This window comes from Halomonas sp. TG39a, from assembly GCF_000744395.1.
GTDB lineage: Bacteria > Pseudomonadota > Gammaproteobacteria > Pseudomonadales > Halomonadaceae > Vreelandella > Vreelandella ventosae_B.
The window spans coordinates 346,053-361,516 of record NZ_JQLV01000002.1 but is presented as its reverse complement, the minus strand read 5'-3'; the positions used below and the strand labels follow the sequence as shown (position 1 = coordinate 361,516).

Here is a 15,464-nt window from a genome sequence, read left to right as displayed (position 1 = left end):
CGATTAAGTGGCCGAATGCCCAGCATAGCGGCTTGCCTGCCTGCGGCAAAGTGGTGTGGGCCAGATGATAGCCTGCTGTGATAGAATGTTCCTCCTTGAAAAGGTGGTCAGCAAACTTTATGCCTACTTACGACAGCTTACTTGTGGGTTGTGCTGAAACCACACCAAAGACTTGTTTTAGCAAGCTCTAATTGACGGTGTAGCCACTTATCACAACGGTGGTTGCCGAAAAGTCCGACACACTAGCGAAGACGCATAACGCATGACGCTTCTTGCCCTGGGAATAAATCATCGTACCGCCAGCGTGGCCGTGCGTGAGCAGGTAGCTTTTACGCCAACGCAGCTTGAAACTGCGTTGGCTGAATTGCGTAACCTGCCACAAATCAGTGAAGCGGCGGTGCTCTCTACCTGCAACCGCACGGAGCTTTATTGTGTCACGGATGCGGCTGGCGAGCAGGCGGTACTCAACTGGCTCGGACGCTTTCATAACTTACGCGTCGATGAGCTGACGCGCTGTGCCTACCATTATTTAGACAACGATGCGGCGCGCCATTTAATGCGCGTAGCCGTTGGCCTGGACTCTATGGTGTTGGGCGAACCGCAGATTTTGGGCCAGTTGAAGGATGCCTATCAGCAGGCGCGCCAGTCCAAGGGCCTGGGCGGTGAGCTTGAGCGCCTATTCCAGCACACCTTCGCGGTGGCCAAGCAAGTGCGTACTGAAACAGGGATCGGTAAAAACCCTGTTTCAGTGGCCTACGCAGCCGTTAGCATGGCCAGCCGTATTTTTGATGATTTCAGCCGCTCCCGGGCGCTGCTCATTGGTGCCGGCGAAACCATCGAACTGGTCGCTCGGCATTTGCACGAAGCGGGCGTTAGCCAGCTGACCGTTGCCAACCGCACCCGTGAACGTGCCGAGCTGGTAGCAGGCCCCTTTGGGGGAACGGCAATTACCCTGCAAGAAATCCCCGATGCGCTTGAATATGCCGATATCGTCATCTCCTCAACGGCTGCACCGCTACCTATATTAGGTAAAGGTATGGTCGAGCGCGCACTCAAAAAACGCCGCCACCGGCCAGTATTTATGGTTGATATTGCGGTACCTCGGGATATTGAGCCGGAAGTGGGCGAGTTGGCAGATGTTTTTCTCTATACCGTGGACGACTTGGAAGAGGTTATCCAGGAAAATCGTCGTCACCGTCAAGTTGCCGCCGATCAAGCCGAATCGCTGATTGAGCATGGGGTGGGCAGTTGGCAGCACGAACGACGCATCCGCAACGGTGGTGAACTGATTCGCGACTACCGCCAACATGGCGAAGCGTTGCGCGATCTCTCCCGCGATCAGGCTTTGGAGCGGCTGGCGCGGGGTGAAGACCCGGCTAAAGTGATTGAGCGCTTGGCGCACCAGTTGACCAATCGTTTGCTCCACCAGCCCACTCAGGCCATACGCGATGCGGCTTCAGAGGAGCACCATGACTTGCTGAATGCTGCACCGCGCCTGCTGTTGCCCACCAAGCCAGCCTTTGAAACCACGCCCGCGCCCACGGCTAACCGCCAGAAGGATGATACGCCCGCATGAAAGAGACCTTGCGCCAACGCTTAGACAGCTTTACCGAACGCTTTGAAGAGCTGGCGATGCTGCTGTCGGATCCTGAAGTAATCAATAACCAGCAACGCTTTCGCGACTACTCACGGGAATATGCCGAGTTAGAAGAGCTGGTAGCGGCCTGGCAGCGGTATCGTGATATTGAAACCAATATGCACGAAGCCGAGCAGCTTAGCCGCGATAGCGACGCGGATATGCGCGAATTGGCGGAGATGGAGCTAAGCGAAGGACGGGAACGGTTAGCCGAGCTGGATCTCGAGCTGAAGCGTCTACTGGTGCCGAAAGACCCTGACGATGGCCGCGGGGTGTTTCTGGAAGTGCGCGCCGGTACCGGCGGCGACGAGGCGGCTATTTTTGCCGGTGACCTGTTTCGCATGTACTCGCGCTATGCCGAAAAACGCGGTTGGCGGGTCGAGGTGGTGAGCGCCAGCCATGGCGAGCAGGGCGGCTACAAAGAAATTATTTCCCGCGTCAAAGGCGATGGCGTTTACGCCCAGCTAAAATTTGAATCCGGCGCCCACCGCGTACAGCGTGTACCTGCGACCGAATCCCAGGGCCGCATTCACACTTCCGCCTGCACCGTGGCGGTGATGCCTGAAGTCGAAGATGTTGGTGATATCGACATTAACCCTTCGGATCTGCGCGTGGACACCTACCGCTCCAGCGGTGCCGGTGGCCAGCACGTTAACACTACGGACTCTGCGATCCGCATTACCCACCTGCCGACCGGCGTGGTGGTGGAGTGCCAGGAGGAGCGCAGCCAGCATAAAAACCGTGCCAAGGCGATGTCGCTGCTGGCCGCGAAGCTGAAGCGTAACGCCGTCGATAGTCAGCGCCAGACGCAAGCGGACGCACGCCGTTCGCTGGTGGGCTCTGGTGATCGCAGTGAGCGCATCCGCACCTATAACTTCCCCCAGGGGCGGATTACCGATCACCGCATCAATTTAACCCTTTATAAGCTTAACGAGGTGGTTAGCGGCGAGCAGTTGGATGACGTGATTAGCCCACTGATTCACGAGTATCAAGCGGAACAGCTCTCAGCCCTTCAGGACGTTTAATGACCCTTGATGCGCTGTTACAACAGGCTGCCCAACGGTTGCTCGCCGCGGGTTCCTGCTCGCCGCGTGTTGACGCTGAAGTGCTGCTTTGCCACGTGCTTGGACGCGACCGCACTTGGCTATACACCTGGGGCGATAAAGCATGCCCCTTATGGGAGCAGGCCCGTTTTGATGCGCTAATCGCTGCCCGTGTCCAAGGTACCCCGGTCGCCTACCTTACCGGGGAGCGCGAGTTTTGGGGGCTACGCTTAGCGACTTCTCCCGACACCTTGATCCCCCGGCCCGATACCGAAACCCTCGTTGAGCGTGCGCTTGGCTGTGTGACTCAGCCCACAGGCCGAATGCTCGATCTTGGCTCGGGTACTGGCGCCATTGCCCTGGCGTTTGCCAGCGAGCAGCCCGACTGGCAAGTCGTTGGTGTAGATCTGCGCTTTGAGGCGGTGACATTGGCCACCCGTAATGCTCAGGCGCTGGCGATCACCAATGCCCAGTTTTTGCAAAGCGATTGGTTCGATGCTCTGGAAGCGTTTGAAGAGGCAGATAAGTGTTTCGATATTGTCGTCAGTAACCCGCCTTATATTGCCGCCAATGACCCCCATTTAAGCGCAGGCGATGTGCGTTTTGAACCTCGCTCAGCGCTGGTTGCTGACGCCGAAGGCATGGCCGATCTGTTGCACCTGGTGCACGCTGCGCAGCACTATTTAACCGCATCAGGCTGGTTGTTGCTTGAGCACGGCTACAACCAAGCTGATAAGGTGCGCAGTGCGCTTAAAAGCGCTGGCTATCAAAGCGTTGAAAGTATTCGTGACCTGGGGGGGCATGAACGGGTTACCCTGGGGCACCTTTAATAACTGCCTGATTCATCAGTATTGGATCCTGCCATGAAACCAAAAAATAGAACGCTGGACCGTATCGACCTCAAAATCCTGCGCTGCTTGCAGGAAAATGCGCGTATTTCTTACGTCGATTTAGCCTCTGAAGTGGGCTTATCCACAACTCCTTGCCTTGAGCGCGTTAAGCGCTTGGAGAAAGCAGGGATTATTCGTGGCTACCAAGCCATTCTTGATCCACGTGCCTTGAAAGCTAACTTGTTAGTGTTTGTCGAGATCAGCTTAGAGACACAGTCGCCAGCGGTCTTTGATGAGTTTCGCCGTGCCGTCGAGAAGCTGCCGCAGATCCAGGAGTGTCACCTTGTCTCGGGGCAGTTCGACTACATTTTAAAGTGTCGCATTCCCGAAATGGCTGCTTACCGACAGCTGTTGGGCGATGTGGTGTTAACCCTGCCGGGCGTAAAAGAGTCGAAAAGCTACGTGGTGATGGAAGAGGTGAAAGAGAGCTTCAATTTACACATCCCCGCGTACGAGGAATTTGAGGATAAGTAAGCCGATGATGGATGACCAGGCACTGCTGCGCTATAGCCGCCAGATCATGCTGCCCGAGGTGGATATCGAAGGCCAAGAGCGCCTCCAATCTGCCCATGTGGTGATTATTGGTGCAGGCGGTTTGGGCTCTCCGGCCGCGCTCTATTTAGCCGCCGCTGGGGTAGGGCGCATCACCATCGCTGATGCCGATCAGGTCGAGCTTTCTAACCTTCAGCGTCAAATTGCCCACCACCAGTCCAGTATTGGCTTAAATAAAGCGCTCTCTGCCCAAGCCAGCATGCAGGCACTCAACCCGCACTGCCATGTGATCGCGTTAGCCCAACATGTAGAGGGCGAGTCGCTTGAATGCTTGGTGGCTTCGGCGGATGTAGTGCTGGACTGCACGGATCGTTTCTCAAGCCGCTATGCGGTCAATGCGGCGTCTCAAAAAGCTAGTGTGCCGCTGGTATCGGGTGCGGCGATTCGTTTTTCAGGTCAGTTGGCAGTCTTTGACCCCCGCAATACCAAGTGTCCCTGCTACGCTTGCCTCTATCCGCCCGACGAAAGTGGCGATGAAGCGCTAAGCTGCTCAGAAAGTGGCGTCATGGCGCCACTGGTGGGCTTGATCGGCTGCTTTCAGGCGGTTGAAGCCTTTAAGCTGCTTAGTGGCGCAGGTTCTGCCCATAAAGGCCTCTCTACCTTTGATGGTTTAAGTGGCCAATGGCGGCACTTTCAAGTACCCCGCGATCCCGCTTGCCCTGTGTGCGCTCAGCGCCGCTGATGCTGCTGAAAGCGCCTTAATCGTTAGCTTTTGCTTCTGTTGTGTCATGCTCTGCGGCGTTCGCACTCGTGGTTGAATGCTTCTCGACGGTTGCTTTTGGCGAGGTTTTGGTCATGCTGCCGATGGCATCGCTAAAGGCGCTTTTTAGCACTTCGTTGTCGGGGTTCATATCAATACTGCCGTGGAAAACACTGCCATCTTCCAGCACCAGGCAGGGGGCAACAATAGTGCCTGAAACCTGGGCGCCCTTATGAATGGTTGCGCGGTGGTGTGCCACCAGGTTACCGGTTACCTCGCCTGATATATGCAATGTGTGAGCAAATACATCGCCGTTGATATAGCCATTGGCGCCTAGGGTAACGGTGTGTTGTTTACAGGTGATAATGCCGCTTACGCGTCCCTCTACCGTCAAATCTTCATCGCTATTAATGTCTCCCTCCACTTGGGTATGGCCGCCGATAACGGAGAGGCTTGGTCGTGCACCGCTGGTTGGCGTGTTTGGCGTTGCCGGCGAGCGTGTATCAGGAGGAATGAGCGTCGCGGCCTTGCTTTCATCTGGGGCATTCTTGGCTTTGTTAAACATAAGGTGACTCCTAGTCAATGACGACGGAGCGTCGTTGAAGAAAGTGTGAGAGAGCACTAAATACCTTAATCGGCTTGTGCGTGGCTCAAAGCCTGGAGTTAAGCCAAGTGAATGGGCTTATTCACGCCGCTGCTATATAACAGAGCGAGTATAACGTTAGCTGGGGTAACCACATCTAAAGCGGCAGGAAGGGTATGGGCATTCAAGTATGGTTTATTGTGCTGGGCGTTGGGGTAATGACGCTGATCGTATGGGATGGCAAGCGCCGTAAGCTAAAACAGCGCTCTTTAAGTGCTGCCAGTATAGCGCACCACGCGCCTGCTGCGGCTAGCGCCCCTATACCAGACAAGCCGTTTGAGGCGATATCACACCCTGCAGCGGAAACCTCTACTGTGGCGCCTCCCGACCTAGGGCATATCCGTGGTGGCAGCCGAATTGGATCGGCCACCCATGTTTTAGGCAAAGTGATTGCCGATGAGCCTGTGTTGATTAAGGGGCGTTTAGAGGGAACGCTTATTGCACCCAATCATCCTGTCTCCGTGACTGCCACTGGCCATGTAACGTCTTATATTGAGGGGAATAGTGTCGATATTGACGGACAGATCGTTGGCACACTTAAAGCCAATACTAAGGCCACGCTGCTGGCTCGGGCGCGCATAGTGGGGGTGGTCGAGGCTCCTCGCTTGGAGTGCATGGCGGGTGCTTGGCTCCAAGTGGACGTGGCTCAAAAAACCAGTCGCCAACGCATAGCCATGGTGTCTTAAAAGCTAAGAATGGTGGTGTATCAAACTATGTGTTGTGTCAGCGTCTAGATTCTCCTGTGGCCCTTTAGTTTGTTTTAGTTTGGCCGATATCCTATTGAATAAAATATAAATATTAAGGAATTAACAGAATGAAGCACCTCTCTATTAAATGGAGTCTGACTGCTGCGTTAGCCCTGCTGGTGCTTATGATTGGTTTGATCAGTGGCCTCGGCTTTTATTCCAATCATAATAGCTCGCAGGCGCTTGAAGAACTGGCGGCCACCAATGTACGGCTCGTTAACTTAGCCAACCGCACACAGGTGCATGCACTTAGAGCGCAAACATTTTTAGACCGTTCAGCAAGTTTCAGTACCCAGGGTAACCCCGAGAAAGGTCAGGAGAGCCTTGCTATGGCAGCAGAGGCGGTTGCTGAGGCAGAGGCACGCTTTAATGAGTTTCGTGCCGTGCCAATCAACCCCGAAGGCACGCTGGCACCTCACCGGGATGCTATTGTCAGCGCTTACAATGCCTTTGTGACGGAGGGCATTGCACCATTGCTGGAGGCCGCTCCTTTTCAAATTCAGCGCAGGCAAGAAGAGCTGGGGGCATTAAGCGCCGAGCTGGATCTGGCGATGGGCGGTTTTATCGCTTATACCGAAGAGCGTGGCGCTAGCGTTCTTCAACAGCTCAATCGGCTGGCGACTATTATTGGTGCCATTGCCATTACCCTTTTAGTGATTTCACTGGTGGCAGTGGTCGTGATTCGGTGGGCGATGATGCGTAGCGTTGTCAGGCCCCTTCGACGTGCCAGTGAGCACTTTGGGCGGATTGCCGACGGCGATCTGACAGGCCAGATTGAGGATCGTGGGCATAACGAAATTGGCCAGTTGTTCAGTGGGCTGTCGGCTATGCAGGAGAAGTTGAAACAACTGGTTATAGCGTTGAGAGGTAGTAGCGATCGGGTTTTCAGCGGGGCGGGTGATATCTCTGCGGGAAGTCAGGATCTCTCTTCGCGCACTGAGCAGCAGGCCTCCGCGCTGCAGCAAACCGCCTCCAGCATGGAGGAGATGTCGACAACGGTGAGTAAAAACGCTGAAACGGCTCAAGAGGCGGATCAGCTTTCCGTTGCAGCGTCACAGTCAGCGGAGTCAGGTGGTGAGGAGGTGGAGCGCACGGTGCAACTGATGCGCGAGATTGCGGCCAGTGCAAGCCAGGTAAACGATATTATCGGGGTGATTGACTCCATTGCTTTCCAAACCAATATCCTGGCGCTCAATGCATCGGTCGAAGCCGCACGTGCAGGCGAGCAGGGTCGTGGCTTTGCCGTCGTGGCAAGCGAGGTGCGTACATTGGCAACGCGAAGTGCTGATTCCGCCAAAGAGATTCGTAGCCTGATTGAGCAGACCACCACGAAAATTAATGGGGGCGCTGAACAAGCGGAGCGCAGTGGGCAGACAATTCACCAAACGGTGGATGCGATTCGCCAAGTCACTACTTTAATGAGCGAAATCTCGACTGCGACGCGGGAGCAGAACAGTGGGATTGAGCAGATTAACGCTGCTCTTACCGAAATGGACTCGGTGACTCAGCAAAACGCTGCACTTGTGCAACAAACCAGCACGGCCGCTAGTTCTTTAGAAGAGCAGGCCCGCGAGTTGGCCGATTTGATGGCTACCTTCCGCATTGATGAGAGCGCTGCCAGCACTACTGCGCTGATGCATAAGGGCAATCCCCCAGGGCAAGCAGCAGCTGGCCTACGCATTGAGCCAGCGTCACGCCAACAGGCGAAGCAAAGCAAACAAGAAACCGTCGATGAATGGGATGAGTTCTAGGTCTTAAATAACTAACAACCGCCGATGATAGGTACTCTTATCATCGGCGGCTGTGTGGCCGCTAATACGGCAGTTTCAGCTTACGTACGGGCTGAAACGCGCAGTCGTACATAGTCTGCCGTCCAGTTGCCTTGCTCATCGCGTAGGCTTTGGCCCAGCAGCGTTAAGGTGTTTTCAAGAACAGCTTCGCGCACATCCTCGTCGAGCCCATGCAAGAAAGGGCTGGCAAAGGTTTCCAGCCATCCCATCATGCCGGTGGGCAGTGGAGTGGGCCGAGGGATCAGCTCAATGCTTTCCACCTTGAAGCCAACTGTTTCCAGCAAATGACCGTACTCGTGAGTGGTCGGGAAGTACCAGGGGTGGCGGCCGCGGGCGCTAATGCCCCGGAACTGCAGAGCGGCAATCAGCGCCGTGCAAATAGCGGCGACATTGCCATGGCCTCCGAACTCGGCCACAAACCGGCCACCCGGCTTCAATGAACGCTTAACGCCTGCTAATACCGCCTGGGGGTCAAGCATCCAGTGCAGCGCCGCATTGCTAAATACGGCATCAAATTCATGGTCGAAAGGCAACTGATGCCCGTCAACGACGCGTGCGGTAACCCCGCGTTGGCGTGCGGCGTTCACCATCTCTTCTGAAGCGTCTACACCGAGAACATCAGCGCCCAGTTGCACGAGGCGCTCTGTCAACGAGCCATCACCGCAGCCAAGATCCAAAATACGTTCGCCGGGTTGAGGCGCTAACAGCTTGACCACTTCGCTGCCTAGCTTAGGTACAAAATTAGCATTCTGGGCGTAGTCGCTGGCATTCCACTCTTGCCCGGGTGCATTTTGAGGGGGATTGGTCATATCGGCTTCCTGGCGTCGTTATTATTCCATCAAGTGTCAGTTGTAAGCGTATAGCCTTAACAGTATAGCTTGCTGACGGCTAACTTATTAGTTAGACATTGAAAATCTAATAAATAATGAGGGATGTCGTGCATCTGTTAGCTGACATATAAGCCTACTTTCATATTCATACTTTTCCCCTTGGTGTGACTGCCGAAGAGGGCTCGTGACAAAGCGCATTGGCAAGGCAGGCGCTAACCCTGTCATATTGTACAAATCTGTTACCCTATATTCAGTTGTTATTCGGTTAAGCGTTACCCAGATAAGCGAGGTTCCATGAACGACGTTATTAAGTTATTGAAATCCCACCGTTCTATCCGTAAGTTTAGCGACCAGCCGATTCCAAAGGCGTTGCTGCTGGAGCTGATCCAAGCCGGGCAGGGAGCAGCAACGTCTAGCCATGTTCAGGCATATACCGTTATCCATGTAAAAAATCAGGCGAATCGCGAGCAGATAGCTGAGTTGGCTGGTGGCCAGGGGTACATTGCTACCTGTGCCGACTTTCTGGTTTTCTGTGCTGATATGAAGCGGCCAACGGAGGCCTCTGAGCGCACTGGCGCAAACGTTGTGCGGGGAATGACCGAGCAGCTTTTGGTAGCGACCGTAGATACCGCGCTAATGGCGCAAAACGTGGCGGTGGCAGCTGAATCCGAAGGGTTGGGGATCTGCTATATCGGTGGTATCCGCAATAATCCCCAAGAGGTTAGCGACCTGCTACGCCTCCCCAAGCACGTGTACCCGGTGTTTGGTATGTGCCTTGGCTATCCGGATCAAGAACCTGAAGTGAAGCCCCGTTTGCCCGTGGAGGCGGTTCTTAAAGAAGACTACTACACTGAAGACGGCGAGCAGGTAGAAGCCTTCGATACGACTATGCAGGCTTACTATCAGGCTCGTAGCAGCAGTAATAAAGATACCGACTGGTCTCGCAATCTCAAGCCTTTGTTTGATAACAAGCTGCGGCCCCATATGCGCGATTTTTTAATCAAGCGCGGCTTTGAAATGAAATAAAGGCGCTGCACGATATTTTTAATAGGATTTTTGGAAAAGAGAACGCTCAGTCGGTCGGTTGAGGTTCTCTTTTCCTCGCTTTCAGGAGCTGTACCGTATGCGTGTATTCTCAAATCCCGTCGGTTCGGGCTCTCTTTGGTTCGACAATCTTGCAACCGCAGACGGGGTTCCCGTCGCCTATGACCCTCAGGCCCGTGCCTTTGTGCCAATGCCACCTTTTTGCATCAATCGCGACGTTATTGGCTGCAACTGGATTGCCCCTAAAGAGGGGGCTTTTTGCCGCTCGTGTTCCATGACAGCACTGGCGCCAGACCCTAGTCTTCCCAACGCTATTCCTAACTGGGCACAAACGGAAGCGGCTAAACGCTGGGTTCTGGATAACCTGGGCCGTTGGCACTGGTTTCGTCCCGAAGACCCAGGCGCGCCGCCGGTGTTTCATCTACTCGCCGAAGGCCCTACGCCTGTCCCGATGGGACACATTGAGGGCGTAGTGACCATCAGCGTGGCCGAGGTAGACCCCGTGCTGGTTACGACGCGTCGTGAAGCGTTAGAAGAGCCTTATCGCACGATGATTGGCCATATGCGCCACGAAATATCGCATATGCTCTGGTGGCGGCTTAGCCTGCGCGAAGATTTCCTTGATGCTTTTCGCGAGATGTTTGGCGACGAGCGCCAGGATTATCAGGCCGCGCTGCAGCGTCACTATATCAATGGGCCACCGTCCGATTGGAAAGAACGCTATTTAACCACCTACGCCTCTGCGCACCCACACGAAGATTGGGCCGAAACTGCTGCACACTTGCTGCATTTAACCGATATTGCCGATAGCTTTGCAGCATCAGACCTCTCTTCGCCGGAGCTGCCTAGCCCACAGTGGGATCCTTATGCCGAGCCTGATGCAGAGCGTTTGATCTACGTGGCTGCGGCGCTGACCGTCGGGGTCAATCACGTCAATCGCTCGATGGGCTTACCAGACCTTTACCCTTTTGTGCTCTCAGAGACGGCCCGTCGTAAACTGGCGTTTGTGCACGACTGGCTGCGCCGGGGCGCGCAGGGGCTGTAACACTGATTGCCATGGCAATAGTGAAGAATTGCCGTGATCATCTATACTGCAGTTCAAGGCTTTATCCACAAACCAATAACAATAAATCCGATGGCGCCGCAAGCCATCGGTCACCCTGCACGGAGACTGCATATGACCCTTAAACGCGCTTACTACCTGTTAGCTGCTTTCTACAGTTTAATAGTGATGATTGGGGTAATTGCCGTACTGGCTGGAGGGGGTACACTCCTCGCGCCCATTCACTTACTGTTAGGGGCTTTAGCAGTGGTTGGGCTTTGGGGCTATATACTTAAGCGCGGGTTTATGAATCCACGCATGTGGCGACCGTTGGCTGGTGTGTTGGCAGTGGGCATTGTGGTTCAGTTATTTATTATGCTCACAACGCCCCCGTCGAGCGTTTTATTAACCTGGATGCTAACCAGTAGCATTTTTTCCGTCATGTTGGTGATTATGCTCTACCGTTATGGTGATAGAGATCAGCCCCTCTGGGCGTCTGATGAAGAGCGTGCCGCCGCCCGTGAATTAGAGGTTTTGTTAAGCAATAATTCCCCACTAACGGCGATCAAGCGTGATGGAAGTCGTGAGAATAGTGTAAAGGTATCTAAATCGAATGCAGGGTACAAAGCAAGCGTGACGCGGCGTTCCCAAGAGGGCCAAGAGCGCTTTGAAGAGCGCTTTCAATATCCTGAAACGCTAGTGTTTTTCTTAGAGAAATTCACTAGCGTAACGGTTAATGATTTTAGATCCGCATCAGTAGTCGAAAATAATGGAGTTTAATAACTGAGCTTGCAAGTGGGCTAGGCTATAGAGCTGCTACTTTTTTTGTTAGCAGTTCTTCTAGTTGCGGCTCTAATATTTTTCGTATGTGAAGATAAAATGGCATTAACTCTTCATGCATCTCCTTTTCTGCTTTGCTATGGTCGATGTAAAAAGCGTTACGCTTGCCATGCATTTCGATAGATTCTCCGACTTTTGTAAATTTGAATCCGGACATGGAAAGTAGTCTTGGAAGTCTTGGTTCCATCATGGCAAATACGTGACGTTTTTTCATTAAGCCGACGAGCGAGTAAGTTGCAAGGAATAAAGCAATAACTATTAAAGGAAACGTCTTCCTTTCTTGAGCTGTAAATTGGTAATCAAAAGCGCTTGGAGTAAGGGTTTCATGATTTATGGCTTTATGGCGGAATGTTCTAGCAATAGCAAAGCGCGATATTTCACAAATACTCTCATATGGCAGTTTAGCGGGATGCAAAACTTCATGTGGAAGCGTGTGTTCACCAAAATCCTGAAGAGGTAGTCTCTTCATTTTTCCTTCGCCGTAAGGTGCTGGTAATACTAATCTAAGGCAACCAGCTGCTAGTCTCGACCGTCTATGTTCAATCAAACAGTGAATGGAGTGAGAGTCGTGAATGTCAGATTCGGTCTTTTTGTCAGTTAATTGGGCCGGGTGGTAGCCGATTTCTTGACAATAGACTTCGTGGCGGAGCTTATATATTCGGTTTTTTTCAGTTTCAGTGAGGGCAATACTGAAAATAAAATCATCATTAAAAGAGCTGAAAAGATCTGCAAGTGTGTTGCTAGTTTTCTCCTTTTTTTGAGCTGCTTCCATCACTATTTTTCCTTGGTTAATTAATTGGCTGGATGGTTTTTTGCGGTTTGTTTGTTAAAAATAATACGCGTCATTCATGATCTGTAAAGGCTGTCCGGATAGGAACTGGCCGTCCTAAGTGGAATCCTTGGCCATAAGTTATCCCATAAGCCTTGAGTATTGGCAATAGCGCTTCCTGATCAACGAACTCAGCAATCGTTTGCTTGCCAAAACCTTTCGCAATGTCGGCAATAGCACGAACAATAACGCGGCTGTCAGGGCTGATTAGCAAGCTGCGGATAAAAGAGCCATCAATCTTAATATAATCCACGGGCAACTGCCCTAAATAGTGGAAACTGCTAAAGCCTACCCCAAAGTCATCCAGTGCCGTGCGGCAACCCAGGTCGCGTACTGCTTGTAGTACGCCGCGCGCAGTAGAAAAATCAGTAACCGCCGCTGTTTCTGTCACTTCCAATATTAGATGGTGAGGATCAGCGCCGCTGGCAGTCAGCTCGTCTGCCAAATACTGCTTTAGCCCTCCATCGTGAAGGGATTGGCCGGAAAGGTTCACCGCTAGGGTGATACCTCGGTCCTGAAGTTGGCTAAGTGCCTTTAAGCTGTGCCGCAATACCCAACGGTCGATTAAGACAATTTGCCCACTCTGTTCGGCAATAGGAATAAAGTGCGCCGGGGAGATTAGGCTGCCATCCGAGTCGCGCATCCGCAGCAGCACCTCGTGGTGTTTTACGTCTTGGTCTTCCAGGCGCATGATGGGCTGCACCATTAGCTCGAAGTTATCCTCTTCAAGCGCATTGCGTATACGGTCAACCCAGTAAACTCGCTCTTGTAGTTCGTCTTTGGCATTCTCTGACTTGGAAAGTAGATGCCAGTGATGAAGACCGCTCTCCTTAGCTTTATACATAGCCACATCAGCACTAGCCATAAGATCCGCCGGTGTATTGCCATGGGTTGGAAACAGCGCAATGCCAATACTGGCCGTTACCCGGTGACGTCGTTCTCCGACAGTGAAACCAATGCCGTCTAGCAGTTGCACTATATATTGCGCGACATTTACTGCTTGATCGGCGTTGGTATCTTCTAACAGTAGGGCAAACTCGTCGCCCCCCAGACGGGCTATGACGCCACGGCGGCCAAGATTATGGAGCAGGGTGTAGGCAACTTCGCAGAGTAATTTGTCTCCCACATGATGCCCGCTCAGTTCATTTACTTCTTTGAACTGATTTAAATCCAGCAACAGTATCGCCCCTTTTGCCTTAGTAGGGCGCTCAAGAGCGATTTGCAGGGCATGTTGGAAGTAACGCCGGTTGTACAGTTCTGTTAGCGGGTCGCGTTCAGCCAACCAAGTGAGTCGTGCTTCGGCAGCCTTGCGCTCGGTAATATCGAGCCCCACTGATATGCGTGAAACCTTCCTCTCACTACCTGTTTGTAACGGTGCATGATACCAAGCAATAGTATGAATCCGCTGGTCGGGCGTACGTAGCGTTTTTTCCTCTTGTTGGGGATGGGAAAACGTATGCACAGTGGTAGGGACACCCGCCTCGAAGACATCAACGAAGTGCCTTCCAAGTAGCGAGGCTTCATTTAGCCCCAACATCAACTGCGCATACTCATTGGCTAGGCTGATCCGACCAGTGCAGTCTTGAGCAATGATAAATACCTGGGCTGTGTCCAGCAGGCCACTGATGAAATCACGCTCTTCAGCTAACTCTTCAATACGCTCGTCCAGTTGATGGCCGCGCTCCTGAACCTCTCCTTCTAACAATTCAAGTTGGCGCGCTAGTTCGAGCGTGCTGCTCTCAAGCACATCTATCTCGTCGGGAATGCGACGGCGGTGGCTGGGAATGGCGGTATGTATGTCGTTAAACTTCCCGTCGGCTAGGGCAGGGAGCAACCCGGCGACTCTGCGCAGTCGAGCCATTGGGCCCAGCAATATGACTAATAAAAGTAGTTCCGCAGCAATCCAGCCGAGTACGCCGACGAATAACTGAGTGCGAGTATCCTGATTAATAGCCTTAATTTGCTCGGTAATGTCGGATATCAGCAGGAAGTACCCTACATTACTGCGTTCGTTATCTTCTTCCATGCGCACTGCGCTTATTTCTAAATGCCTGCCGCTATGCTCAAGGCTTAGTGGTGCTTCCATTAATCGGCGCACAGGGGCCGCATCTGCCGCTCGCTGTAAAGGTATTAAGCTTTGTTTTTCGCTAGTGAGTGCCAGCAATTGACCATTCCAAGCTTGCAGTTGCCGTGTTGCCGTTACCTGACTGTCTTCAGCGGGCCCGGTAACGAGTAGTGCAACTTCACCGCCAGACACTTCTTTGGCTTGCCGAGTGACATCGGCTAACGATCGGGACAACACGACCATACCGACACTTTCTCCCTCCACTAGCACCGGCACGGCCGCAAACTGCTGGCAGCTAGTTGAACAGCGCAGCGCTGAAAGAGGGCGTTCAGTATTCATAACACGCCTTACCCAGCTTAAGAGGGGAAGCTGTGCTTGTAAATTTCCGGCTCCCCAATTACCCAATACTTGACCGCGAGTATTAATGATTAGAATCTCATCAATCCCCGCCTCAAGCTGTAGTGTGGGCCACTGGGTATCGAGCGCTTGTTCCACCACGGCTGCGTTACCCGCTTGTAAGGGAGAGCCTAAGCTTGCCGAGGCGGCAGTTAAGCCAGCTAACTGGCGTAAACTTTCCGATGAACGAACTAGCGCTAAACGAATTTCTCGCTGCTGGCGCTCATGGTGCTGGCTGCGGCTTTCTTGAAACTGACGAGTTAGGTTGTTGTGGCCCAGCCAGGTAAATAGTGTTACCAGCGCCAACAGCAGTAAGCTACTTAATGCGATGACCCGCCAGGTCAGGCTAAGGCGCTGAGGCATTCGAAAAAAAGTAAATATTTTCATTGCAGTAACGTCCTAGCCAGGATCGTGGGGA

The 15,464-nt window shown here is 53.0% G+C and carries 14 protein-coding genes; 10 read left to right on the top strand and 4 right to left on the bottom strand.

Annotated features, from left to right (window positions below):
- The first annotated feature begins 262 nt into the window (after nucleotides 1-262).
- The 5 genes from hemA to U738_RS19785 are packed head-to-tail and all read left to right on the top strand — an operon-like array spanning nucleotide 263 to nucleotide 4,803.
- Nucleotides 263-1,576 carry a glutamyl-tRNA reductase gene (gene hemA, locus U738_RS19805; RefSeq protein WP_035584527.1) on the top strand — a complete coding sequence of 438 codons (1,314 nt, stop codon included), beginning with the start codon at nucleotides 263-265 and terminating at the stop codon, nucleotides 1,574-1,576.
- A complete protein-coding gene (gene prfA, locus U738_RS19800; protein ID WP_035584525.1) occupies nucleotides 1,573-2,661 on the top strand; it encodes a peptide chain release factor 1 in 1,089 nt (362 codons plus the stop codon). Before hemA ends, prfA begins: the two co-directional genes overlap by 4 nt.
- Nucleotides 2,661-3,509 (top strand): peptide chain release factor N(5)-glutamine methyltransferase, encoded by an 849-nt coding sequence (gene prmC, locus U738_RS19795; RefSeq protein WP_035584521.1) that lies wholly within the window; start codon nucleotides 2,661-2,663, stop codon nucleotides 3,507-3,509. Before prfA ends, prmC begins: the two co-directional genes overlap by 1 nt.
- Nucleotides 3,510-3,542: 33 nt before the next feature.
- A complete protein-coding gene (locus U738_RS19790) occupies nucleotides 3,543-4,043 on the top strand; it encodes an Lrp/AsnC ligand binding domain-containing protein (RefSeq protein ID WP_035584519.1) in 501 nt (166 codons plus the stop codon).
- Nucleotides 4,044-4,047: 4 nt separating this feature from the next.
- Nucleotides 4,048-4,803, top strand: coding sequence for a HesA/MoeB/ThiF family protein (locus tag U738_RS19785; protein ID WP_035584516.1), 756 nt, complete (start codon nucleotides 4,048-4,050; stop codon nucleotides 4,801-4,803).
- Nucleotides 4,804-4,819: 16 nt separating this feature from the next.
- Here U738_RS19785 and U738_RS19780 read toward each other — a convergent pair whose 3' ends face one another.
- Entirely contained in the window at nucleotides 4,820-5,386 is a 567-nt protein-coding gene (locus tag U738_RS19780) for a bactofilin family protein (protein ID WP_035584513.1), read from the bottom strand.
- Nucleotides 5,387-5,580: 194 nt separating this feature from the next.
- Between U738_RS19780 and U738_RS19775 the strand changes: the two genes are divergently transcribed.
- Nucleotides 5,581-6,150, top strand: a complete 570-nt coding sequence (locus U738_RS19775) for a bactofilin family protein (protein WP_035584511.1) — start codon at nucleotides 5,581-5,583, stop codon at nucleotides 6,148-6,150.
- 128 nt (nucleotides 6,151-6,278) lie between these two features.
- Nucleotides 6,279-7,961: a methyl-accepting chemotaxis protein gene (locus U738_RS19770; RefSeq protein ID WP_035584509.1), complete on the top strand. Its 1,683-nt coding sequence runs from the start codon at nucleotides 6,279-6,281 to the stop codon at nucleotides 7,959-7,961.
- 80 nt (nucleotides 7,962-8,041) lie between these two features.
- On the opposite strand, the gene U738_RS19765 is transcribed toward U738_RS19770, so the two are convergent.
- A complete protein-coding gene (locus U738_RS19765) occupies nucleotides 8,042-8,809 on the bottom strand; it encodes a class I SAM-dependent methyltransferase (RefSeq protein ID WP_035584507.1) in 768 nt (255 codons plus the stop codon).
- 315 nt (nucleotides 8,810-9,124) lie between these two features.
- Between U738_RS19765 and nfsA the strand changes: the two genes are divergently transcribed.
- The 3 genes from nfsA (at nucleotide 9,125) to U738_RS19750 (ending at nucleotide 11,696) form a co-directional block, all read left to right on the top strand.
- A complete protein-coding gene (gene nfsA / locus U738_RS19760) occupies nucleotides 9,125-9,856 on the top strand; it encodes an oxygen-insensitive NADPH nitroreductase (RefSeq protein ID WP_035584505.1) in 732 nt (243 codons plus the stop codon).
- Nucleotides 9,857-9,953: 97 nt separating this feature from the next.
- Nucleotides 9,954-10,919, top strand: coding sequence for a zinc-binding metallopeptidase family protein (locus U738_RS19755; RefSeq protein WP_035584502.1), 966 nt, complete (start codon nucleotides 9,954-9,956; stop codon nucleotides 10,917-10,919).
- Nucleotides 10,920-11,051: 132 nt separating this feature from the next.
- A complete protein-coding gene (locus U738_RS19750; RefSeq protein WP_035584499.1) occupies nucleotides 11,052-11,696 on the top strand; it encodes a hypothetical protein in 645 nt (214 codons plus the stop codon).
- 25 nt (nucleotides 11,697-11,721) lie between these two features.
- Here U738_RS19750 and U738_RS19745 read toward each other — a convergent pair whose 3' ends face one another.
- Both U738_RS19745 and U738_RS19740 read right to left on the bottom strand, forming a co-directional pair.
- On the bottom strand, nucleotides 11,722-12,528 hold the full coding sequence (locus U738_RS19745) for a PEP-CTERM/exosortase system-associated acyltransferase (RefSeq protein WP_035584497.1): 807 nt from the start codon (nucleotides 12,526-12,528) through the stop codon (nucleotides 11,722-11,724).
- Between the two features lie 70 nt (nucleotides 12,529-12,598).
- Nucleotides 12,599-15,433: a bifunctional diguanylate cyclase/phosphodiesterase gene (locus U738_RS19740; protein ID WP_035584495.1), complete on the bottom strand. Its 2,835-nt coding sequence runs from the start codon at nucleotides 15,431-15,433 to the stop codon at nucleotides 12,599-12,601.
- Between the last annotated feature and the right edge of the window lie 31 nt (nucleotides 15,434-15,464).